Genomic DNA, 17,080 nt, shown 5'->3' on the forward strand with positions numbered 1-17,080 from the left:
TCGATGACGACTCCGATGAATTCTTCGAGCAGGCGGCTGACGCCACCGCGACTGCGGCCACGAGGCCCGTCGCCATGGCCACCCGGGCCCACCGGGTTCTCGAACTAGTGATCACCGCATCCTCCTGGTTGGGTATTTTCGAACGCAGCGCGAGCTCACTGATTGACAGCAAACTCCCAGCGAGAGTATCGAGCGGTGGGGTAGAAGTGCGTAATTTAGAGGACGAAACCTAATTTCAAGTCTTGTCCTGCAAGCTGGCGTTCTCTAGCTGGAATCTCAACGATGATCAGCAAACAAATGGCTATCAGCCGTTGCGGGGATGAGCCGACAGCGGTCCGCTTGGCGTAGTCGGTTACCGGGGTGACGCGATCGGTCCTGGGCCTGGCGTGCGGTTCTCGACAGAATGGCAGAGGTTCGAAACCGAAGAGAGAAAAGGGATTCGACTGATGTCGCAAGTCATCCGGGACCTCGAGGGCAGGGTCGCTCTGATCATCGGCGGCACTCGGAATCAGGGTGCGGAATTCGCCAAGAACATCGCTGGGCGCGGTGCCACCACGATCGTCACCTATCAGGGGGACGAGCAGGCCGCCAAGGCAACGCTCACGACGCTCGAGACATTCGGCGTGACAGTGGAAGCGGTCCGCTCCGACGCTACCTCGGCCGCGGAGGTCGACGCACTGTTCGCGGATCTCGTTGCGCGCCACGGCAAGCTGGATATCGTCGTGCACGTGCCGGGGCGGGTCATCAAGAAGCCGATCGCGGATACCACCGACGACGACTTCGATCAGCTGATCGTGCGCAATACCCGGACCGCGTTCAATACGCTGCGCGCCACGGCCCGGCACATTGCCGACAATGGTCGCTATGTCGTGTTGTCCACCACCCTCACCTCGATCATGACCGGCACCTACGGGCTGTATTCGGGATCGAAGGCGGCCGTCGAGCGGATGGTGGTCGCCGCGGCCAAGGAGTTGGGTGAGCGCGGTATCACGGTCAATGCCGTCGCGCCCGGTCCGGTCGACGACGACTTCTTCCGCGGCGCGGAGACGCCCGAATCCATTGCGGCCGCGGCACTGCACAATCCGCACGGGCGTCTCGGTCTCCCCACCGATACCGCACCGTTGGTCGGGTGGCTGGTCAGCGCCGAGGCGGGCTGGGTCTCCGGACAGACGATCCGGGCCAACGGCGCGATGTTCTGAGCATGCCCACCTCAACCGTGGACACCGGCCGGGTGCGGTCGAATCGCACCTGGCTGCCATGGGCCACCGCCGCCTGCTGGTTGCTCACGCTGTCGTACTTTCCCGTCTCGCTGGTGGTGGCCCACGCGTGGCCGGCGGGATACAGCATGTCGGGCAACTACATCAGCGACCTGGGCATCACGCGGTGTGGCGAATACGTCGATCGCGATGGGGCCTCGCGATGGGTGTGCTCGCCCGATCACGCGGTGCAGAACGTGATGTTCGTGTCGACCGGCCTGCTGACCTTTGCCGGGGCACTGGGTTGGGCGCGGATGTGGAGCGGTCGTCGATTTCGGGCCGGGTGCGCGCTGGTGGCTGTCGCCGGTCTCGGGATAACGGGAATCGGGCTGGCGCCCTGGGATATTCGGCCGCAGGCACACGACACCATTGCATTGGCACAGTGGTTCGCGCAGTTGGCGGGCATGGTGCTGATCACGCCGGAGGTGGCGCGCAGGCGGCGCGGCCTGGCCGTCGGCGCCGCGCTGGCCGTGGCGATCTCGGTGATCGGCGGTGTGTTCCTGTTCGCGAGAAACCATTTCGGTCTCGGTGCGGGCGTGTCGGAACGCATCGCGTTCGACACGCTCACCGTGTGGGGCGGGCAGGTCGGATGCGTCCTGTTGCTCACCCCCGACGGCGGTCGGCACGGCGGTAGGCATCCGGAGACAGGCCGGTCCAACCGTCGAAGGCGCGACTGAGCGCGCGAGCATCGCTGTAGCCGACGCGCAGCGCGATGGCCTGCACGGTGAGCGTGGTGTGACGCAGCAGCCGGGTGGCCTGCTCACAGCGCACCGCGGCCAGCTCCTCGCTCCAGGAGGTGCCCGCCTCGGACAACCGCCGCTGCAGGGTGCGGTCACTGATCCGCAGCCGCGCGGCCACGGCGGCGACCCGCGGGCCCCGCTTCGGCGAGCTGTCCGTCGGCCCGGCGCTCTGCGTTACCTCCGAATGCAGTGCTGCGCGGAAGGATTCGATCCATCCGGGAATCGGACGCGCCGCGTCGATGGCATGCTGGGCGGCGGTGTGCAGGATCCGGCGCAGGCCGGGATCATGCGGCCGCGCCTCGGTCCGGTTTCCAGTGATCCGATAGTGGATCAGGTCTGCCGGTTGACCGAAATGAATCACCGTGGTGCCCAGGGCATCTTCGAGATATCGATGATGCCGGGGCGCCGGGTGCGCGAAGTCGACTCGCACGGGCACCGCTGCGTCGCCGAAGGCATCGCGGGCGCGCCGGACGGCCACGGTCACCGCGAACTCGTTGATGATGCCGCGGGTCTCGCCATAGGTGGTGCCGCGGTACCCGACCGTGAGCGCGGACCCATTGTCGGTGACCTCCAACTGCGCCGCCGGATCACAGATCACGACGCTGAACCGGGACGCGTCGTGAAATCCTGCGGCCAGTGTCGGAGCACTGCTGAACAGGTAGTCCCAGATATGCAACCGCCCGCGATCGGCCATATCCGCGGCCCGCACGCCCGCCTCGTTGCCGACGACGTGCTCCATCAGCGCCCACAGTCGATACTGGCTCTCCGAGGGAATGCGAATCCGGTCATCGGCCAGCAACTTCCGATCGACGCCCCCGATTCGCGTGGCCTCCACCTCGTCGATACCGGACCTGGCCGCCGTGTCCAGCACAATGCGCACCACGTGCCCCGACACGGTCCGCTCGAGCGCGGGATTCGCGATATCCATCACCATCTCGATTCTGCGCCATGATGAGGTTCGGTCGAATCAGTGTTCGCAGAGGGAGAATTCGCGCTCGTACAGCTCATTGTTGTGTTCGTCGACGAAGAACTTCCGTTCGTGCATGAGTTGTTCGCGGTATTCCTCGGCCTGCCGTCGACCCGGCCCAATGGGCACCTGGGCCCAACAGGGCTACAACCGGCAAGGTGATCGTCGCGAATGAGCTGCAGACGATCACCGTCAAATAGGTTGCGCCACAACATGACAGCGGCTTGACGAACCGCCATCATGTCGGCCACCTGTCCCGTCCCTACTCCGGGATGCCCGGTGAGACGAGTTCTCGCCGGGCATTCGGTGTCTTCGCCCGGCGTCGTGGCCACCAGAGGCGTTCGCCCAGGTCCATGGCCAGGGCGGGAACCAGGATTGTGCGGACTACGAAGGTGTCCAGGAGGACTCCGAAGGCCACGGCGAAGCCGATCTCCGCCGCGAAGACCAGAGGGAGAGTGAGCAATGCTGCGAAGGTGCCTGCGAGGACGACGCCCGCGGCGGTGATCGTGCCGCTGGTGGTGCGGGCGGCGATGACCGTGGCGGTGGTGGTGTCGTGGCGGGTGCTCTCCTCGCGGATCCGGGCCATCAGGAAGATCGAGTAGTCGATGCCCAGGCTGACCAGGAACACGAAGGTCCACAGGGGGAATGCCGCATCCGCGCCGTGGAAGCCGAGGAGCTTGTCGAAGGCCACGGCACTGACGCCCAGCGCCGCCGCGAGAGACAGTACGACGGTCGCCAGAATCATCGCCGGCGCCACGAGGGATCGCAGCAGGATGGCAATAATCAGGAAGACGACCGAGAGAACCAGCGGCACAACGAGATTGCGGTCATGATGGGAGGAGTCCAGCGTGTCGAGCGCCACCGCGCTGCCGCCGCCCACCATGGCGCCGGGCACCGGGTGCAGCGCCGACCGGAGCCGGTCGACGGTTGCGAAGGCGGCAACGCTGTCGGTGGCGTCTGCTGTGGTCGCTTCGAGGTAGGCCAGGCCGTCGATGGTCGCGGGTGCGGACACCGCGACCACACCGGGGACTTCGGCGGCCAGCGCGCGCAGCCGCTCATCCTGGGCGGCCGGGCCGATTATCTGCAGCGGATCGCCCGATCCACCTGGGAAGTGGCGCAGCAGCACCTGCTCGCCCGCCACTGCCTCCGGCCGGGTCCGGAAGGTGTCCTGGGGCTTCAGGCCTGCCGCGTGCAGGCCGAACAGGCCCAGGGCCAGCACCGCGAGGGCCGCGGCGGTGAGCTGCCAGACGCGGCGCGGGCGGGCAACCGTCAACCGGGTGAGGGTGCGCATCCAGCGACCGCCGGACGGTTCCGGATCGCCGAAACGTGGTGCGGCGGGCCAGAATATCCAGCGCCCGCACAGGATCAGCAGGGCCGGGTACAGGGTGGTGAGTACCGCGAAGCCGACGAGCACACCGGTCGCCATCACCGGACCGAGACTCTTGGTCGAGTTCAGGTCCGCGACGACCAGGCAGAGGAGGCTCAGCGCCACCGTGACTGCACTCGCGGCGATCGCCGGCCCGGCCCGGCGGATGGCGGTGGCCATGGCCGCATAGCGGTCCTCCCGGCGGCGCAATTCCTCCCGGTAGCGGGCGGTGAGCAGCAGGGCGTAATCGGTGCCCGCACCGAAAACCAGGACGGTGAGCAGGAATTCGGTATCACTGTTGACTGTCAGGCCGGCGTGCGCGGCCAGCAGGTAGATCAGGGCCTGCGCGACGGTCAGGGCCACCCCGACACAGAGCAGCGGTAGCAGCCACAGCACCGGGCTGCGGTAGGTGACCAGCAGAATCGCCACGACGATCGCGATGGTCACATACAGCAGGGTGGAGTTCACCCCGGAGAACGCGTCCGCGGAGTCGGCCCCGTAACCCGCCGGTCCGGTGACATGGACACTCATTCCCGAGCCCGCGACCATGGCTCGTACGGACTTCACCGTCGGCAGGGTGCCGCTGATTCCCTTGACCCCCACGGTGATCGGGACCACGACCTGGATGGCCTGGCCGTCGCCGGACACCATCGGCCCCTCGACCGGCCCGTGCACATTCGGCAGTGCGGCGAACCGGCCGATATCCGCGCGGGCCCGATCCTGGTCCGCCGCGCTCAGGACCGCGCCGCCCCGGTCGTAGACGACGACCGCCGGGTACACATCCTTTCCGGTGAACTTCCCGGCGAGTTCCGAAACCTTCGTCGACTCGGCGCTTTTCGGCAGCCAGGTGGTGGCATCGTTCTTCTCCGCCGAACCCAGCTTGCCGGCCAACCCACCGGTCGCGACGAGGGCCACCACCCAGAAGGCGATGGCGGCCCACACCATTCGGCGCAGTAGCTTCCCCACGGCTACTCGCCCTCCACCGGCACGGCACGGGTGAGCTGATCGACCTCCACGATCCGGCCGTCGGCGGCCAGCCTGCCCACCATGCAGATCTCGGTGGCGGTCGGGCCGGTGGTGTGCAGGGTGGCGTACAGCGTGTAGTGGGCGGCGATGGCGTCACCCGACAGCAGGGCGCGGTGCACCTCCACCCGCACCGACTCGGCATTCTTGCGCGCGGGGCGGGCGTGCGCGACCAGGGCGTGGCGGTTCAGGCGGAAGCCGTCGTTGCGGTAGTCGATGTCGGGTGCGAACCAGCGGTCGACCAGGGCAGCGGGATCGTCGGCGCCGAACGCCATCTCCTGGGGATAGGTGGTGAGGTACTCGTGCAGATCGGATTCGTTTCGCATGCGGCCCACAGTGCGGGGCCACTCTCATACCGAGCTCACATCCCGCTCATACGGGCGTCCACGCTACTCACCCGGTCCAGGGAGACCACGGTGTTCGCGCGCCGCCGACAGGCATGCTTCGATCACGGCAACGGCCTGGGCGCGGGGGAGCGCCCGGCCACGCTCGTAGACTGCAGTCGCCTCGGCCCCGAGCACTGCGTCCAATTCCGTTCGGAGCGAAACGATGTCGGGATACCGGGCATCGGGCGCACCGCGCAGAGCGTGCCCGGCTCCCAGCGACTCGGCCGCCACCGCGGCCAGTCCGGCCGCCAGACAGGTCCGCGCCACCCCGACACTCACCTCGGCGGCCATCGGCATGTCCCGGATCGCCACCGCATTCGCCCAGGCGTCGGCACAGTGTGCGACCGCCGCACCCACCCGGCCCTCCGCCGCCCGCAAGAAACCCATACGCAGCCCGAACATGGCCCGATACGACCGATCCTCGGTCATGGCCCGATTCAGATCGGCCTCCACGATCCGCAACTGCCGCGCCGCCCCGGGCATATCTCCGTCGATCCGCGCGATGTCCGCGGCCAGGAACCGCGCCATCACCGTGTCCCGGGCCGAGAGCGATTCGGCGAGCACCGCATTCAGATCCGTGCGCGCCGCCTCGACCTCACCGGAGTGCAAGCGAATCATGACCAGCCAGATACGAAGTGCGACAGTGCTACCCAGCTCTTCGGCCGCCACCAGGGCAGCCGCCATCGCATCGGCCGCGCCATCGAGATCCCCGAGCGTGGCACGCGCGAACGCCAGATACGTCAGGGCCGTCGATTGCCCCCACCGCTCCCCGGCCTCCTCGAAACACGCAGCCGCAGTACGCAAGTCCTCATCCAGCCGGGCCACCCCGGATTCATTGGCGTTCAAGAAGGATCGCACCAGCCAGAACATCCCCCGGGTCCACGCATCCGGATGCCCCAGCCACGGTTTCACCAGTGCGAGCCCCGCCTCGATCCGCTCGGCCGTTAATTCCACTAGTGCACATGCCAATTCGACAGCCCCATCCCCGCCCGGCTTGTCGAATTCGGACACCGCGGATCCATTGGTGAAATCCCGATGGCCCATGGGATTTTCGAGTGCAGGGGATGTGCCGAAGCGGCCGGCGCCGGTCCAGCGGCGGATGTGGTCGGTGGCCGCGTTCAGTTCGGCCGCCTGGGCGGCCAGCATGGAGTGCAGGGCGAAGGCGGCCGCGAGCGGCGGATGGGGCCGGACGGCGGGCAGGTGCAGCACCGGCCGGAGCATGCGGACCGCATCCGCGTGCGCTCCGTGCAGAGCCCAGTACATGCCGAGTGCGGAGCCCAGTCGCGCCGCGGTGTGCGCGTCGCCGGACTCGTGCGAGAACCGGAGGGCCGCGAGCAGATTCTCCTGCTCGGCATCGAGGAGGCGCAGCCAAGGGAGCTGATCGCGGCTGCGGAGCCGCGGCTGCGCCCGCTCCGCGAGCGCCAGGTAGTAGGTCGCGTGCGCCGCCCGGGTGGAGTCGACTTCGCCCCGGGCCGTGAGCTGTGCGAGCCCGTACTCGCGGACCGTTTCGAGCACCCGGTAGCGCGGTTGCGGTGTCGGCGCACCGGGATTCGACGGATCGGGGATCGGCTCCAGCAGTTGCAGCAACGACCGGTCGAGCAGGGCCTCGAGCTCGGCGGCAGCGACGCCGAGCGACTCGGGCGCAGCCTGTGTGAACTGGGTGGCGAAGACGGCCAGACGCGCGAGCGCCGTGCGTTCGGCCTCGCCGAGCAGTTCCCAGTCCCAATCCAATACGGCCCGCAGCGTGCGATGCCGGGGGAGCCCGGTGCGATTGCCGCCTGCCAGCACGGTGAACCTGTCGGCCAGCCGCGCGTGCAATGTGGCCAGCGGCATGACGCGCACCTTCGCGGCGGCCAGCTCCAGCGCCAACGGTAGACCGTCGAGCTGACGGCAGATCTCCGCGACCGTCTCCAGCTCCGGGCCGGACACCGGAAGGTCGGGGCGGACCGCCGTGGCCCGATCGAGAAACAGCCGCACCGCGGGATAGGTGGCGGCGTCCGGTGAGTTCGGCGCCGGCACCGCCAAAGGCGCGGTCTCCCACAGTGTTTCCCCGGTGATCCCCAGCGATTGCCGGCTCGTCGCGAGAATCCGCAGCTCGGGTACACAGCCGAGCAGTTCCCCGGCGAGGTCCGCGACGCCGTCGACGAGATGCTCACAATTGTCGAGCACCAGCAGCGTCGGCGCGGTCGGCAAGGCGTCCGCCAGCAGCCCCACCGGATCCGCCCTCGATGCTTCGATCCCGCGTGCCATCACCACCCCCAGGCTCGTCGCCACCGCCTGCGGTACATCCGAAACATCGCTCACCGCAGCCAGTTCCGCCACCCCCACCCCACCCGGAAATCGCTCGCCCAACTCCGCGGCGACGGCCATCGCCAACCGGGTCTTCCCCGCCCCGCCCGGCCCCACCAGCGTCACCAGCCGCGCCCGCCCGACCCGCGCCCCGACCTCGGTCAGCTCCCGCTCCCGCCCCACAAAGCTCGTCAACGGCACCCGCAGCCGCCCGGCCCGCCCCCGGCCCGGCGTCTCGCTCCCCGGGCCCGCCCCCGGATCCGGTCGCGCGGTCACCGACGCCCCATGTGCGGCATCATCGATCGGGGGTTGGGTGCGGGGGAGTTCACCGCGCAGCAGCCGGAGGTGTAGCTCGGCCAGGTCGGGGCCGGGGTCGGTGCCGAGTTCGGCGGCCAGCCGGGTGCGGTAGCCATCGAAGGCGGTCAGGGCGTCGGCGGTGCGGCCCGCGTCGTGCAGGCCGCGAATGTGGAGCAGTCGCAGGCGCTCCCGTAGCGGGTACGCCGCGAGTAGTTCCTCCAGCTCGGTGATCAGGAGTGCATTGCCCGGGCGTACGGCCAGTTCGGCCGCGATCACCGATTCCGTGGCGCTGACGCGGAGCTCCTCCAACCTGGCGGCCGCCGCCGCGGCGAAGGGCAGATCCGCGACATCCGCCAGCGCGGGGCCGCGCCAGAGTGTGAGTCCCTCGCGCAGCAGGGCGATCGAGCGCTCGTGATCACCGCGTTCCCCGCTCACCAGACCGCCGCGCACCAGCCGCTCGAAGCGGTAGGCGTCCACGGACAGCGCCGAGACCTCGAGGCGATAGCCACCCGCGCCCGACCGGATCCTCACCTCGTCCGGCAGGGCGCGCCGGAGACGGGAAACCAGTTCGTGCAGGGCGTGTTCGGGCCGTGCGGGAATCCGCTCCGGCCATACCGCCTCGACCAGCGCGCCCACGCTCACCCGACGCCCGGGGTCCAGAGCCAGCCGAATCAGCAGTCCGCGCAATCGCGTTCCGGCGACCGGCACCGGGCGGTCACCGGCCACCACTTCCAGCGGACCCAGAATCGCGATGCGCATACCGCGAGTCTGACACGCCGCCAACCCGTCTCCGAGTTCCGCTCGACCCCCCGAGCGGCCGGACGCGACGGTCAGTGGATATATAGGACGGGTCAGTGCGCCGTGGACAGCAGGCGGGCTCGCTGACGAGCGTCGTCCTCGGTGCAGGTGGTGGCCAGGGCGCGGCGGCGGTTGGTGCGGACCGCCGCGCTGAAGAGCTGGTATTCGGCCGAGGGGACGCAGACCTCGCGATAGGGATGTCGGTGCCCGGCCCGGCGCTGCGGGCCCGGAATGACCACGCCGCGGCGGGGATCGGGGCCGTCCTCCTGGGAGCGCACCCACTTCTGCATGGTGCGGGAATCGATACTGGGCAGGTATTCCACCGCACGATCCCATTCCAGGCCCTCCACCTGCATCGGATCGGCGACCGCGGTGACGACAACGGCGTATGCCGTACCGACGGTGTTGTCCGCCATTGGATCTACCCCCTGTCCATGCTCGAGATCTCCGGCGTTGCGCGGGGAATGTTCAGGATACGTCGAAAGATCTTGCACTACTGAGTCTTTCGCTGTACCCACAGGTAGTTTGCGGGTACTGCACAGTCTCCGATAGGCCGAATCGGCCAGGTGTCGGCGGAATTCCGGCGTTGTGGCTCCGGTTGCTCCGCGGGTGCGGTAGTGGCGCGAATCACCCCGTGCTCACGCCCCGGAATACCCCCGCCACCCCCTATGTTCAAGTGGTTGCCATATCCACCAAAAATGGCAGCGACCTGAGGAGGACCCGTGCAGTTCGGAATTTTCAGCGTCGGTGACGTGACGATGGACCCCACCACCGGCCGCACCCCGACCGAGGCCGAGCGCATCCAGGCCATGGTCCGCATCGCCCTCAAGGCGGAAGAGGTCGGCCTCGACGTCTTCGCCACCGGCGAGCACCACAACCCGCCGTTCGTGCCGTCCTCGCCGACCACCATGCTCGGCTACATCGCGGCACAGACCGAGAAGCTCGTGCTGTCCACCTCCACCACCCTCATCACCACCAACGACCCGGTGAAGATCGCCGAGGACTTCGCCATGCTGCAGCACCTGGCCGGCGGCCGGGTGGATCTCATGATGGGCCGCGGCAACACCGGACCCGTCTACCCGTGGTTCGGCAAGGACATTCGCGACGGCATCCCGCTCGCGGTGGAGAACTACCACCTGCTGCGCCGCCTGTGGCGCGAACAGCGGGTGGACTGGGAGGGCAAGTTCCGCACCCCGCTGCAGGGCTTCACCGCCACCCCTGCGCCGCTCGACGGCACCCCGCCGTTCGTGTGGCACGGTTCCATCCGCTCGCCCGAAATCGCCGAGCAGGCCGCCTATTACGGTGACGGCTTCTTCCACAACAACATCTTCTGGGACCAGCAGCACACCCGGCAGATGGTGAACCTGTACCGCCGCCGCTTCGAGCACTACGGGCACGGCGCCGCCGAACAGGCCATCGTCGGACTCGGCGGCCAGGTCTTCATGGCCGAGACCGAGGCCGAGGCCAAGCGGATCTTCCGCCCCTACTTCGACAATGCGCCCGTGTACGGGCACGGCCCGTCGATGGAGGACTTCACCGAACTGACCCCGCTCACCGTCGGCACCCCCGAACAGGTCATCGAGCGCACCCTGGGCTTCGCCGACAATGTCGGCGACTACCAGCGGCAGCTGTTCCTCATGGACCACGCCGGCCTCCCGCTGGACATGGTCCTCGACCAGCTCGAGATCCTCGGCAAGGAGGTCGTCCCGGTGCTGCGCAAGGAATTCGAGGCGCGCCGCCCCGCCGGAGTGCCCAGCGATCCGCCCACCCACGCGTCGCTGGTCGCCGCCGGACCGGACGCCCCGCACCACCTGGTCGAGCCCGCCCGCGAGCGCGTGCTCGCCGAAAAGAACTGAGGACGAGCATGAGTCGCAAACTCGTAGTGCTGACCGCCGGGCTCTCACAGCCCTCCTCCACCCGGCTGCTCGCCGACCAGCTCGCCGCCGCGGTCACCGCGGCGGTGGGCGGGCGCGGGGAGAGCCTCGAGGTCGAGGTCATCGAACTGCGGGAACTGGCAAGCGATCTCGCCACCACCATGACCACCGGCGGGCTGCCCACGCCCGCGGTGGCCGCGGCCCGGCAGCGGGTCTCCGACGCCGACGGCATCATCGCGGTGACACCGGTGTTCACGGCCAGCTACAGTGGCCTGTTCAAGATGTTCATCGACGTCCTCGACACCGATGCGCTCAATGGCATGCCGGTCCTGATCGCCGCCACCGCGGGCACCGCCCGGCATTCGCTGGTGCTCGACCACGCCATGCGTCCGCTGTTCACCTACCTGCGGTCCGTGGTGGTACCGACCGGCGTCTTCGCCGCCACCGAGGACTTCGGCTCCACCGGACTGGCCGAGCGCATCCACCGCGCGGCGGCCGAACTGGCCCAGCTCATGGTCGCCGAACCCACAGGCGTCCAGGGCTTTCTGCAGGACGAGCCGGTCCATCGTCGCAGCTCCGGCAATGGCGTCGGCGCGGTGCGCCCGTTCAGCGAGCTGCTGGCCGGGCACGCCGGAGACGGGCGGTAGTCGATCGGTCGCTGGGTAGCATGAGCGCATGGCCGAGGAATTACTGCCCGCCATCCCGCTCGACTCGTGGCGGCCCACCAAGGAACTTCTGCACCGCTACGCCCAGATCATCGGCAAGGTAGCGCTGGCCAAGGGCATCAGACGCAACCACTGGTGGCACCTGACCTACCGGCTGACCGCCCGCGGCTGGACCACCGTCCCGCTCGGCACCGCTACCGAGGGCCCGGTCTTCACCTGCTCCTTCGACTTCTTCGACCACGTGCTGCGGATCTGCAACGACCGCGGCACGGAGGAGGAGGTCCCGCTCGCGGGCCAGTCGGTGGCGAGCTTCTACGTCGAGGCCATGAACGCGCTGCGCAACCTCGGCGTCGAGGTGGTCCTGGCCCACCCCACCCCCTTCGACCTGCCCGACCACGGCCGGCCCTTCGACGAGGACGAAAAACACCACACCTACGACCCGGCTGCCGCCCGGCGCGCGTTCCACGTACACAGCCAGGTCGGGCGCATCCTGGAAGAATTCAGCGCCACCTACTCCGGCAAGATCAGCCCGGTCCAGCTGTTCTGGCACACCTTCGACCTGTCCGTGCAGCGCTTCTCCGACCGCAAGATCCCGATGCCCGACAGTGTGGATCCGGTCACTCGTGAGGCGTATTCCCGGGAGGTGATCAGCGCCGGATTCTGGTTCGGCGACGACAAGACCCCCGCCCCGACCTTCTACTCCTACACCGCGCCCGAGCCCGCCGGACTCAGAGATCGGCCGCTCCGACCGGCCGAGGCCCACTGGGTGGTCTCCGGGTCCGGCCACAACGCCTACCTGCCCTACGACGACGTCCGTACCAGCGCCGACCCCGTCGGCACCGCCCTGGACTTCTTCCAATCCCAATACGAGGCCGGATCGAGTCTCGCGGGCTGGGACGCGGTCGGTCTGGCCTGCAACAATGGCATAACCGACCCCGTGCTCACCTCGCCACGGCTGGGTTGGCCGGAATAACTCGGTGCCTCGAATCGTCTCTCCGACATAGTGTGTTGAAGAGGGAGATGCGGAGGACTCACCATGGGGAGAGGGCCCGTGAGACTTTCGCATGTGGAGAAAAGGGGTCCAGATGCGTGAGCAACGCATACCGAATCCGACGTTGACCGCGTATCGGGAAACCACCTTCACCGCCGGGCCCAGTACCCGTGTCGGCCTGATGGGCGCGCTGGTCCTGGGCAGCGTGATCCTGGTCTGGGCAGCCGAGCGGGCCTCCCGCGAGGGCAATGACCACGGCTGGTTCGTGGCGGTGTCCTTCGCCGGGCTGTTCGTGGCCCGCGGGCTGTACCTGCGCCGGCCCATCACCCTGCCGCACCTCACCTACGCGGCATTGACCCTGGTGGTCTCGAACTTCAGCTATCGCACCGAACACCCGGTGGTCGGCTTCGTCTTCCTCGCCGCCAGCGGCGCCATCCTGGTGCTGCCGCAGGGCAGCAAGCCGCAGCCCGAGCAGCTGCCCCGGGTGGCCGAACTGGTGCGGCGCAGCCAGGGGGATCCGCTGGCCCCCTTCGCGCTGCACTCGTCCAAGACCTACTTCTTCAACGAGAGCGGCTCCGCCGCCATCGCCTACCGGGCCCGGCTCGGAATCGCGGTCGTCTCCGGCGATCCGATCGGCGACCCCGGCCGGTTCCCCGAATTGCTCACCGAATTCTCGCTGTTCGCGGGCGGCCACGGCTGGCGCATCGCGGTCCTGGGCGCCAGCCCGGAGGTCACCGAGATGTGGCAGCGGCGGGCGGTGGACCACCGCGGGCTGCGCGCGATCGCCGTGGGCCGGGACGTGATCGTCCACGTCGACCGCTTCGACATGGTCGGCCGCAAGTACCGCAATCTGCGGCAGGCGGTGAGCCGCACCAAGAACTTCGGCGTCACCACCGAGATCCTCCCCGAGGTCGCACTCACCGAACCCCAGCGCGAGACACTGCTGGCCATCGTCGACGAGTGGGGGAGCGGGCGGCAGACCCGCGGCTTCTCCATGATCCTCGACCACCTGCTCGACGGCCGGCACCCCGGCATGCTGGTGGTGATAGCCCGCGACGCCGACGGCCAGGTGGTGGGATTCCAGCGCTACGGCGCCTCCGGCAACGGCCAGGACCTCAGCCTGGACGTGCCATGGCGGCGGCGCGACGCACCCAACGGGCTCGACGAGCGCATGATCGTGGACCTGGTGGAGTACGCGCGCGAACACGGGATCAAGCGAATCTCGCTGGCCTTCGCAGCGTTTCCGGAGATCTTCGCCGACAAGCACCGGTCGCGGACCATGCAGACGGTGTATCTCGCGGTGCGATTGGGCGATCCGCTCATCCGGCTGGAATCGCTGTACCGATTCCTGCGCAAGTTCAACGCCTTCGGCGATCAACGCTATGTCCTGATCCGCTGGCGCGAGGTCCTGATCGCCGCGCTGGCACTGCTCACCCTGGAGTTCGTCCCCCACCGCAAGCAGTACTAGCCGCCGACTCTCGTAACTCTCAGGGGCAAGCCCCTGGAAGCCGGGTCGGCGTCGCCAGCGCAATTCTCACCGCAGGAAGTCGACCAGGGCGGCGGAGAAGGCGGGGTTGGCGACGGCGGCGAGGTGATCGCCGGGGACCACCACACAGGTGGCATCGGGCAGGGCGTCGGCGAGGCGTTCCGGTTCGGCCGCGAACGGATCGTTGTCGCCCGCCAGCACCAGGGTGGGAATGGTGATGCCGGACAGGGATTCGATCGGGGCCTCACGCAATCCGGCGGCGAGCGTCGCGATGGCCTCGCGGTCCGCGCCCAGGGCGTCGGCCAGGATGCGGAACATGCGAGCCTGGGGGACCGCACCGGAGCCGTCACCGGACATGGCGGTCGTGAGGTCCGCGGCATCGATGACGCGCCAATCGATTCCGCCGCAGTCCACCACGCCGCTGCCGATGCCGCCGATGGCCAGCCGTTCCACCCGTTTGTCGGCGCCCGCGACCAGCAGCGAGATGATCGCACCCATCGAATAGCCGGCCAGCGCGACGCGATCCAGCTCGAGCTCGTCGAACAGTGCGCGCAGGTCGTCGGCCATGGCCTGCCACGAGTAGCGGGCCGGGTCGTGCGGCTTCTCGGAGCGGCCGTGGCCGCGCGCGTCCAGCGAGATGACGTGATGGCCCGCCCGTTGCAGCGCCGAGACCACACCCACGCTCATCCAATTGGCATTGGTGTCGGCCACGATTCCGTGCTGCAGCACCACCGGAACGCCCTCGCCCTCCCACACGCGGTAGTTGAGCTCCAAGCCGTCCCAGGTGGTGAATTTCGCCATGGCCGCGATGCTATCGGTGCGATTCGATCATGCGACAGTCTTCGCGCCGATTGCCCGCAGTCCTAGCCCATCCGCGCCATGATCGCGCGCGGCAGCAGCGGCATCACCAATCCCAGCACCCGCCAGGGCCATTCGGGCACGGACGCGCGCACCGCCTCCCGCTCGATGGCGGCCACCATGGAATTCACGCCCTTGTCCAGCGGCACAACCAGTTTCGCGTCCCCGGCCTTGGCCGCCATATCGGTGGCGATGAAACCCGGCTGCACCGTGGTCACCCGGATCGGGGTCCCGCGCAGCTCGATGGCCAGCCCCTCGCCCAGCGCCGTCACGCCCGCCTTGCTGGCCGCGTACGCCGCCTTCTTGCCCGGCAGCCCGCGCACCGCGCTCATCGACGAGATGAGCACCAGGTGCCCGGCCCGCTGCTCGCGGAAGATGCTCATGGCCGCCTCGGCCTGGGCCAGCGCGCTCACGAAGTTGGTGGTGGCGGTGGCGAGATTGGCGTCGGCGCGGCCGGTGCCGATGCGCGCGCCCTTGCCGATCCCGGCATTGACGATGATCCGGTCCAGCCCGCCGAGCTCGGCGCGCAGCTCGTCGAAGACCTTCGGGACAGCGGCGTGATCATCGACGTCCAGCGCGCGCACCGCGACCGTGATCCCCGGGTGCGCGGCCACCAGTTCGTCGCGCAGCTGCTCGAGGTTCGAGACCCGTCGCGCGCACAGCGCCAGATCCCGTCCCCGACGCGCGAATTCGCGGGCCATACCCGCGCCCAATCCGGAGCTGGCGCCGGTGATGAGAATCTTCCGCCTGGTCATGCGGCCACCCTAGCCGTGGGAGGCGCTCGGAAGGGGTCTCGGACAAGCCCCCGAAACCCCTTCCGAACCGTGGTCACCCGAACGAGCCCGTACTGGGCCGCGCGGGCTGCAGATGCCAGGTCCCGCAGTTCTCGGTCGAGAACCCCACATCGGTCGCCTTGATCTCCACCGTGATCGGCTTCGTCCGGGTGAGGTCGCTGGCGATGATGTAGTAGTTCGGGTCCGGGTAGTCGCCCGGCTGCTGGACCTTCCACAGCCGCCGCCAGAAGCACGCGCCGGCGCCCGGATCCGGCGTCCCGTCGCCGATATACGTGCCCGGCTTGATATCCACATTGACCAGATACGTCCCGTCCACCGTGATATCGGTGGCCGGTTCGGCGGCCGCAATTCCGGTTGCGGCCATTGTCAGCGCGGAAGCGAATGCTCCCGCGACCATGAGCGCGCCTGCACGCACGGTGTTCCTCCCTGAGCAGCTCACTGCACCGCACGGTTCCCGGCGTGCGGCGTCGGGAGAGATCCCCGCATCTCCCGGGGGAGGGTCTATCAGAGATTGCGGTCTGTTTTCGGGAAATCGGGAGGTTTCGGAGAATTCACAAACTCGAGCGATGCTCTTTCGGCTCCCGCGACGATATTCAAGCATGGGAAGTCTTCGCCCGGTCAGCACCGGATGCGCCGACCACTGCGCTCGGCTGTGCACCGACGCGGGCCTGGCGGCCGTCCTGGCCGCCGACCGCGGCCTGTTGCACTGGCGGGCCATCAGCCGCCTCGGCGACCCGGGCCTCGCCGAACACGCCGTGCAGGAGACCCTGCTGCGGGCGTGGCGCGCCTGCGCCAGCTACGACCCGGATCGGGGCAGCGTGCGCACCTGGCTGCTCACCATCGAACGCAATGTGCTCATCGATACCGCCCGCTTCCGGGCCGCCCGCCCCGGCGACACCAGCTGGGACCAGATCGGGGAGCAGGCCGAGAACCGCTGCCCCCGCCCCGACTTCACCGAGGCGCTGACCGACGGGCTGCTGGTCGCCGACCTGCTGGACCAGCTGCCGCCGCCGCAGCGCGACGCCATTGTGCAGGTGATCCTGCGGGATCGCGCCTACCAGGATGTGGCCGCCGACCTGGGCATACCGGTCGGCACCGTCAAGACTCGGGTGCACTACGCCCTGCGCTCGCTGCGCCGATTGCCGATCAGCGCGTGACCCGACGCCGGAGGGGGTAGTTTCCGGGCGGCCGCAGGCATGTCGCGGATGGGTGAACCCACAGACCCCTCCACACGTCGAACAAGCAGCGGCCGATCCACATCGGCTCGGCCCCGAGCGAGGAGTTACCGAT

15 protein-coding genes are annotated in these 17,080 nt (G+C 68.7%); 7 read left to right on the top strand and 8 right to left on the bottom strand.

The genetic code is table 11. From position 1 onward, the window contains the following. The first annotated feature begins 446 nt into the window (after nt 1–446). Together ACFXN1_RS17145 and ACFXN1_RS17150 are read left to right on the top strand one after the other, a co-directional pair. Complete coding sequence (locus ACFXN1_RS17145) at nt 447–1,199, top strand: SDR family oxidoreductase (RefSeq protein WP_379441281.1); 753 nt, start codon at nt 447–449, stop codon at nt 1,197–1,199. 2 nt (nt 1,200–1,201) lie between these two features. Continuing rightward, on the top strand, nt 1,202–1,933 hold the full coding sequence (locus tag ACFXN1_RS17150) for a DUF998 domain-containing protein (RefSeq protein WP_379441280.1): 732 nt from the start codon (nt 1,202–1,204) through the stop codon (nt 1,931–1,933). Here the strand turns inward: ACFXN1_RS17150 and ACFXN1_RS17155 are convergent. The 5 genes from ACFXN1_RS17155 to ACFXN1_RS17175 all read right to left on the bottom strand — a co-directional run bounded on the left by ACFXN1_RS17155 (nt 1,860) and on the right by ACFXN1_RS17175 (nt 9,538). Then, the gene (locus ACFXN1_RS17155; protein ID WP_379441278.1) at nt 1,860–2,924 is read right to left on the bottom strand and encodes an AraC family transcriptional regulator ligand-binding domain-containing protein; all 1,065 of its coding nucleotides are present in this window, start codon (nt 2,922–2,924) and stop codon (nt 1,860–1,862) included. The genes ACFXN1_RS17150 and ACFXN1_RS17155 overlap by 74 nt on opposite strands. 301 nt (nt 2,925–3,225) lie before the next feature. Further along, nucleotides 3,226–5,295, bottom strand: a complete 2,070-nt coding sequence (locus ACFXN1_RS17160) for an MMPL family transporter (RefSeq protein WP_379441277.1) — start codon at nt 5,293–5,295, stop codon at nt 3,226–3,228. Nucleotides 5,296–5,297: 2 nt separating this feature from the next. Next, a complete protein-coding gene (locus tag ACFXN1_RS17165) occupies nt 5,298–5,678 on the bottom strand; it encodes a nuclear transport factor 2 family protein (RefSeq protein WP_379441276.1) in 381 nt (126 codons plus the stop codon). A 63-nt stretch (nt 5,679–5,741) separates the two neighbouring features. After that, the gene (locus tag ACFXN1_RS17170) at nt 5,742–9,083 is read right to left on the bottom strand and encodes a BTAD domain-containing putative transcriptional regulator (RefSeq protein ID WP_379441274.1); all 3,342 of its coding nucleotides are present in this window, start codon (nt 9,081–9,083) and stop codon (nt 5,742–5,744) included. Between the two features lie 92 nt (nt 9,084–9,175). Then, nucleotides 9,176–9,538: a hypothetical protein gene (locus tag ACFXN1_RS17175; protein ID WP_379441273.1), complete on the bottom strand. Its 363-nt coding sequence runs from the start codon at nt 9,536–9,538 to the stop codon at nt 9,176–9,178. Nucleotides 9,539–9,844: 306 nt separating this feature from the next. Between ACFXN1_RS17175 and ACFXN1_RS17180 the strand changes: the two genes are divergently transcribed. The 4 genes from ACFXN1_RS17180 (at nt 9,845) to ACFXN1_RS17195 (ending at nt 14,120) form a co-directional block, all read left to right on the top strand. Next, nucleotides 9,845–10,978, top strand: coding sequence for an LLM class flavin-dependent oxidoreductase (locus ACFXN1_RS17180; protein WP_379441272.1), 1,134 nt, complete (start codon nt 9,845–9,847; stop codon nt 10,976–10,978). Between the two features lie 8 nt (nt 10,979–10,986). Continuing rightward, the gene (locus ACFXN1_RS17185) at nt 10,987–11,643 is read left to right on the top strand and encodes an FMN reductase (protein WP_379378829.1); all 657 of its coding nucleotides are present in this window, start codon (nt 10,987–10,989) and stop codon (nt 11,641–11,643) included. A 28-nt stretch (nt 11,644–11,671) separates the two neighbouring features. Beyond that, complete coding sequence (locus ACFXN1_RS17190; protein ID WP_379441271.1) at nt 11,672–12,634, top strand: DUF5996 family protein; 963 nt, start codon at nt 11,672–11,674, stop codon at nt 12,632–12,634. A 112-nt stretch (nt 12,635–12,746) separates the two neighbouring features. Beyond that, nucleotides 12,747–14,120, top strand: a complete 1,374-nt coding sequence (locus ACFXN1_RS17195) for a bifunctional lysylphosphatidylglycerol flippase/synthetase MprF (protein WP_379441269.1) — start codon at nt 12,747–12,749, stop codon at nt 14,118–14,120. A 66-nt stretch (nt 14,121–14,186) separates the two neighbouring features. Here ACFXN1_RS17195 and ACFXN1_RS17200 read toward each other — a convergent pair whose 3' ends face one another. The 3 genes from ACFXN1_RS17200 to ACFXN1_RS17210 form a co-directional block, all read right to left on the bottom strand. Next, nucleotides 14,187–14,939, bottom strand: coding sequence for an alpha/beta fold hydrolase (locus ACFXN1_RS17200; protein WP_379441268.1), 753 nt, complete (start codon nt 14,937–14,939; stop codon nt 14,187–14,189). Between the two features lie 62 nt (nt 14,940–15,001). Then, nucleotides 15,002–15,751: an SDR family oxidoreductase gene (locus tag ACFXN1_RS17205; protein ID WP_379441266.1), complete on the bottom strand. Its 750-nt coding sequence runs from the start codon at nt 15,749–15,751 to the stop codon at nt 15,002–15,004. Between the two features lie 73 nt (nt 15,752–15,824). Next, nucleotides 15,825–16,205, bottom strand: coding sequence for a hypothetical protein (locus tag ACFXN1_RS17210; protein WP_379441265.1), 381 nt, complete (start codon nt 16,203–16,205; stop codon nt 15,825–15,827). Nucleotides 16,206–16,389: 184 nt separating this feature from the next. Between ACFXN1_RS17210 and ACFXN1_RS17215 the strand changes: the two genes are divergently transcribed. Further along, on the top strand, nt 16,390–16,947 hold the full coding sequence (locus ACFXN1_RS17215; RefSeq protein WP_379399315.1) for a sigma-70 family RNA polymerase sigma factor: 558 nt from the start codon (nt 16,390–16,392) through the stop codon (nt 16,945–16,947). Nucleotides 16,948–17,080: the final 133 nt, after the last annotated feature.

The sequence above is a fragment of the Nocardia sp. NPDC059154 genome (assembly GCF_042755705.1).
Lineage (GTDB): Bacteria > Actinomycetota > Actinomycetes > Mycobacteriales > Mycobacteriaceae > Nocardia.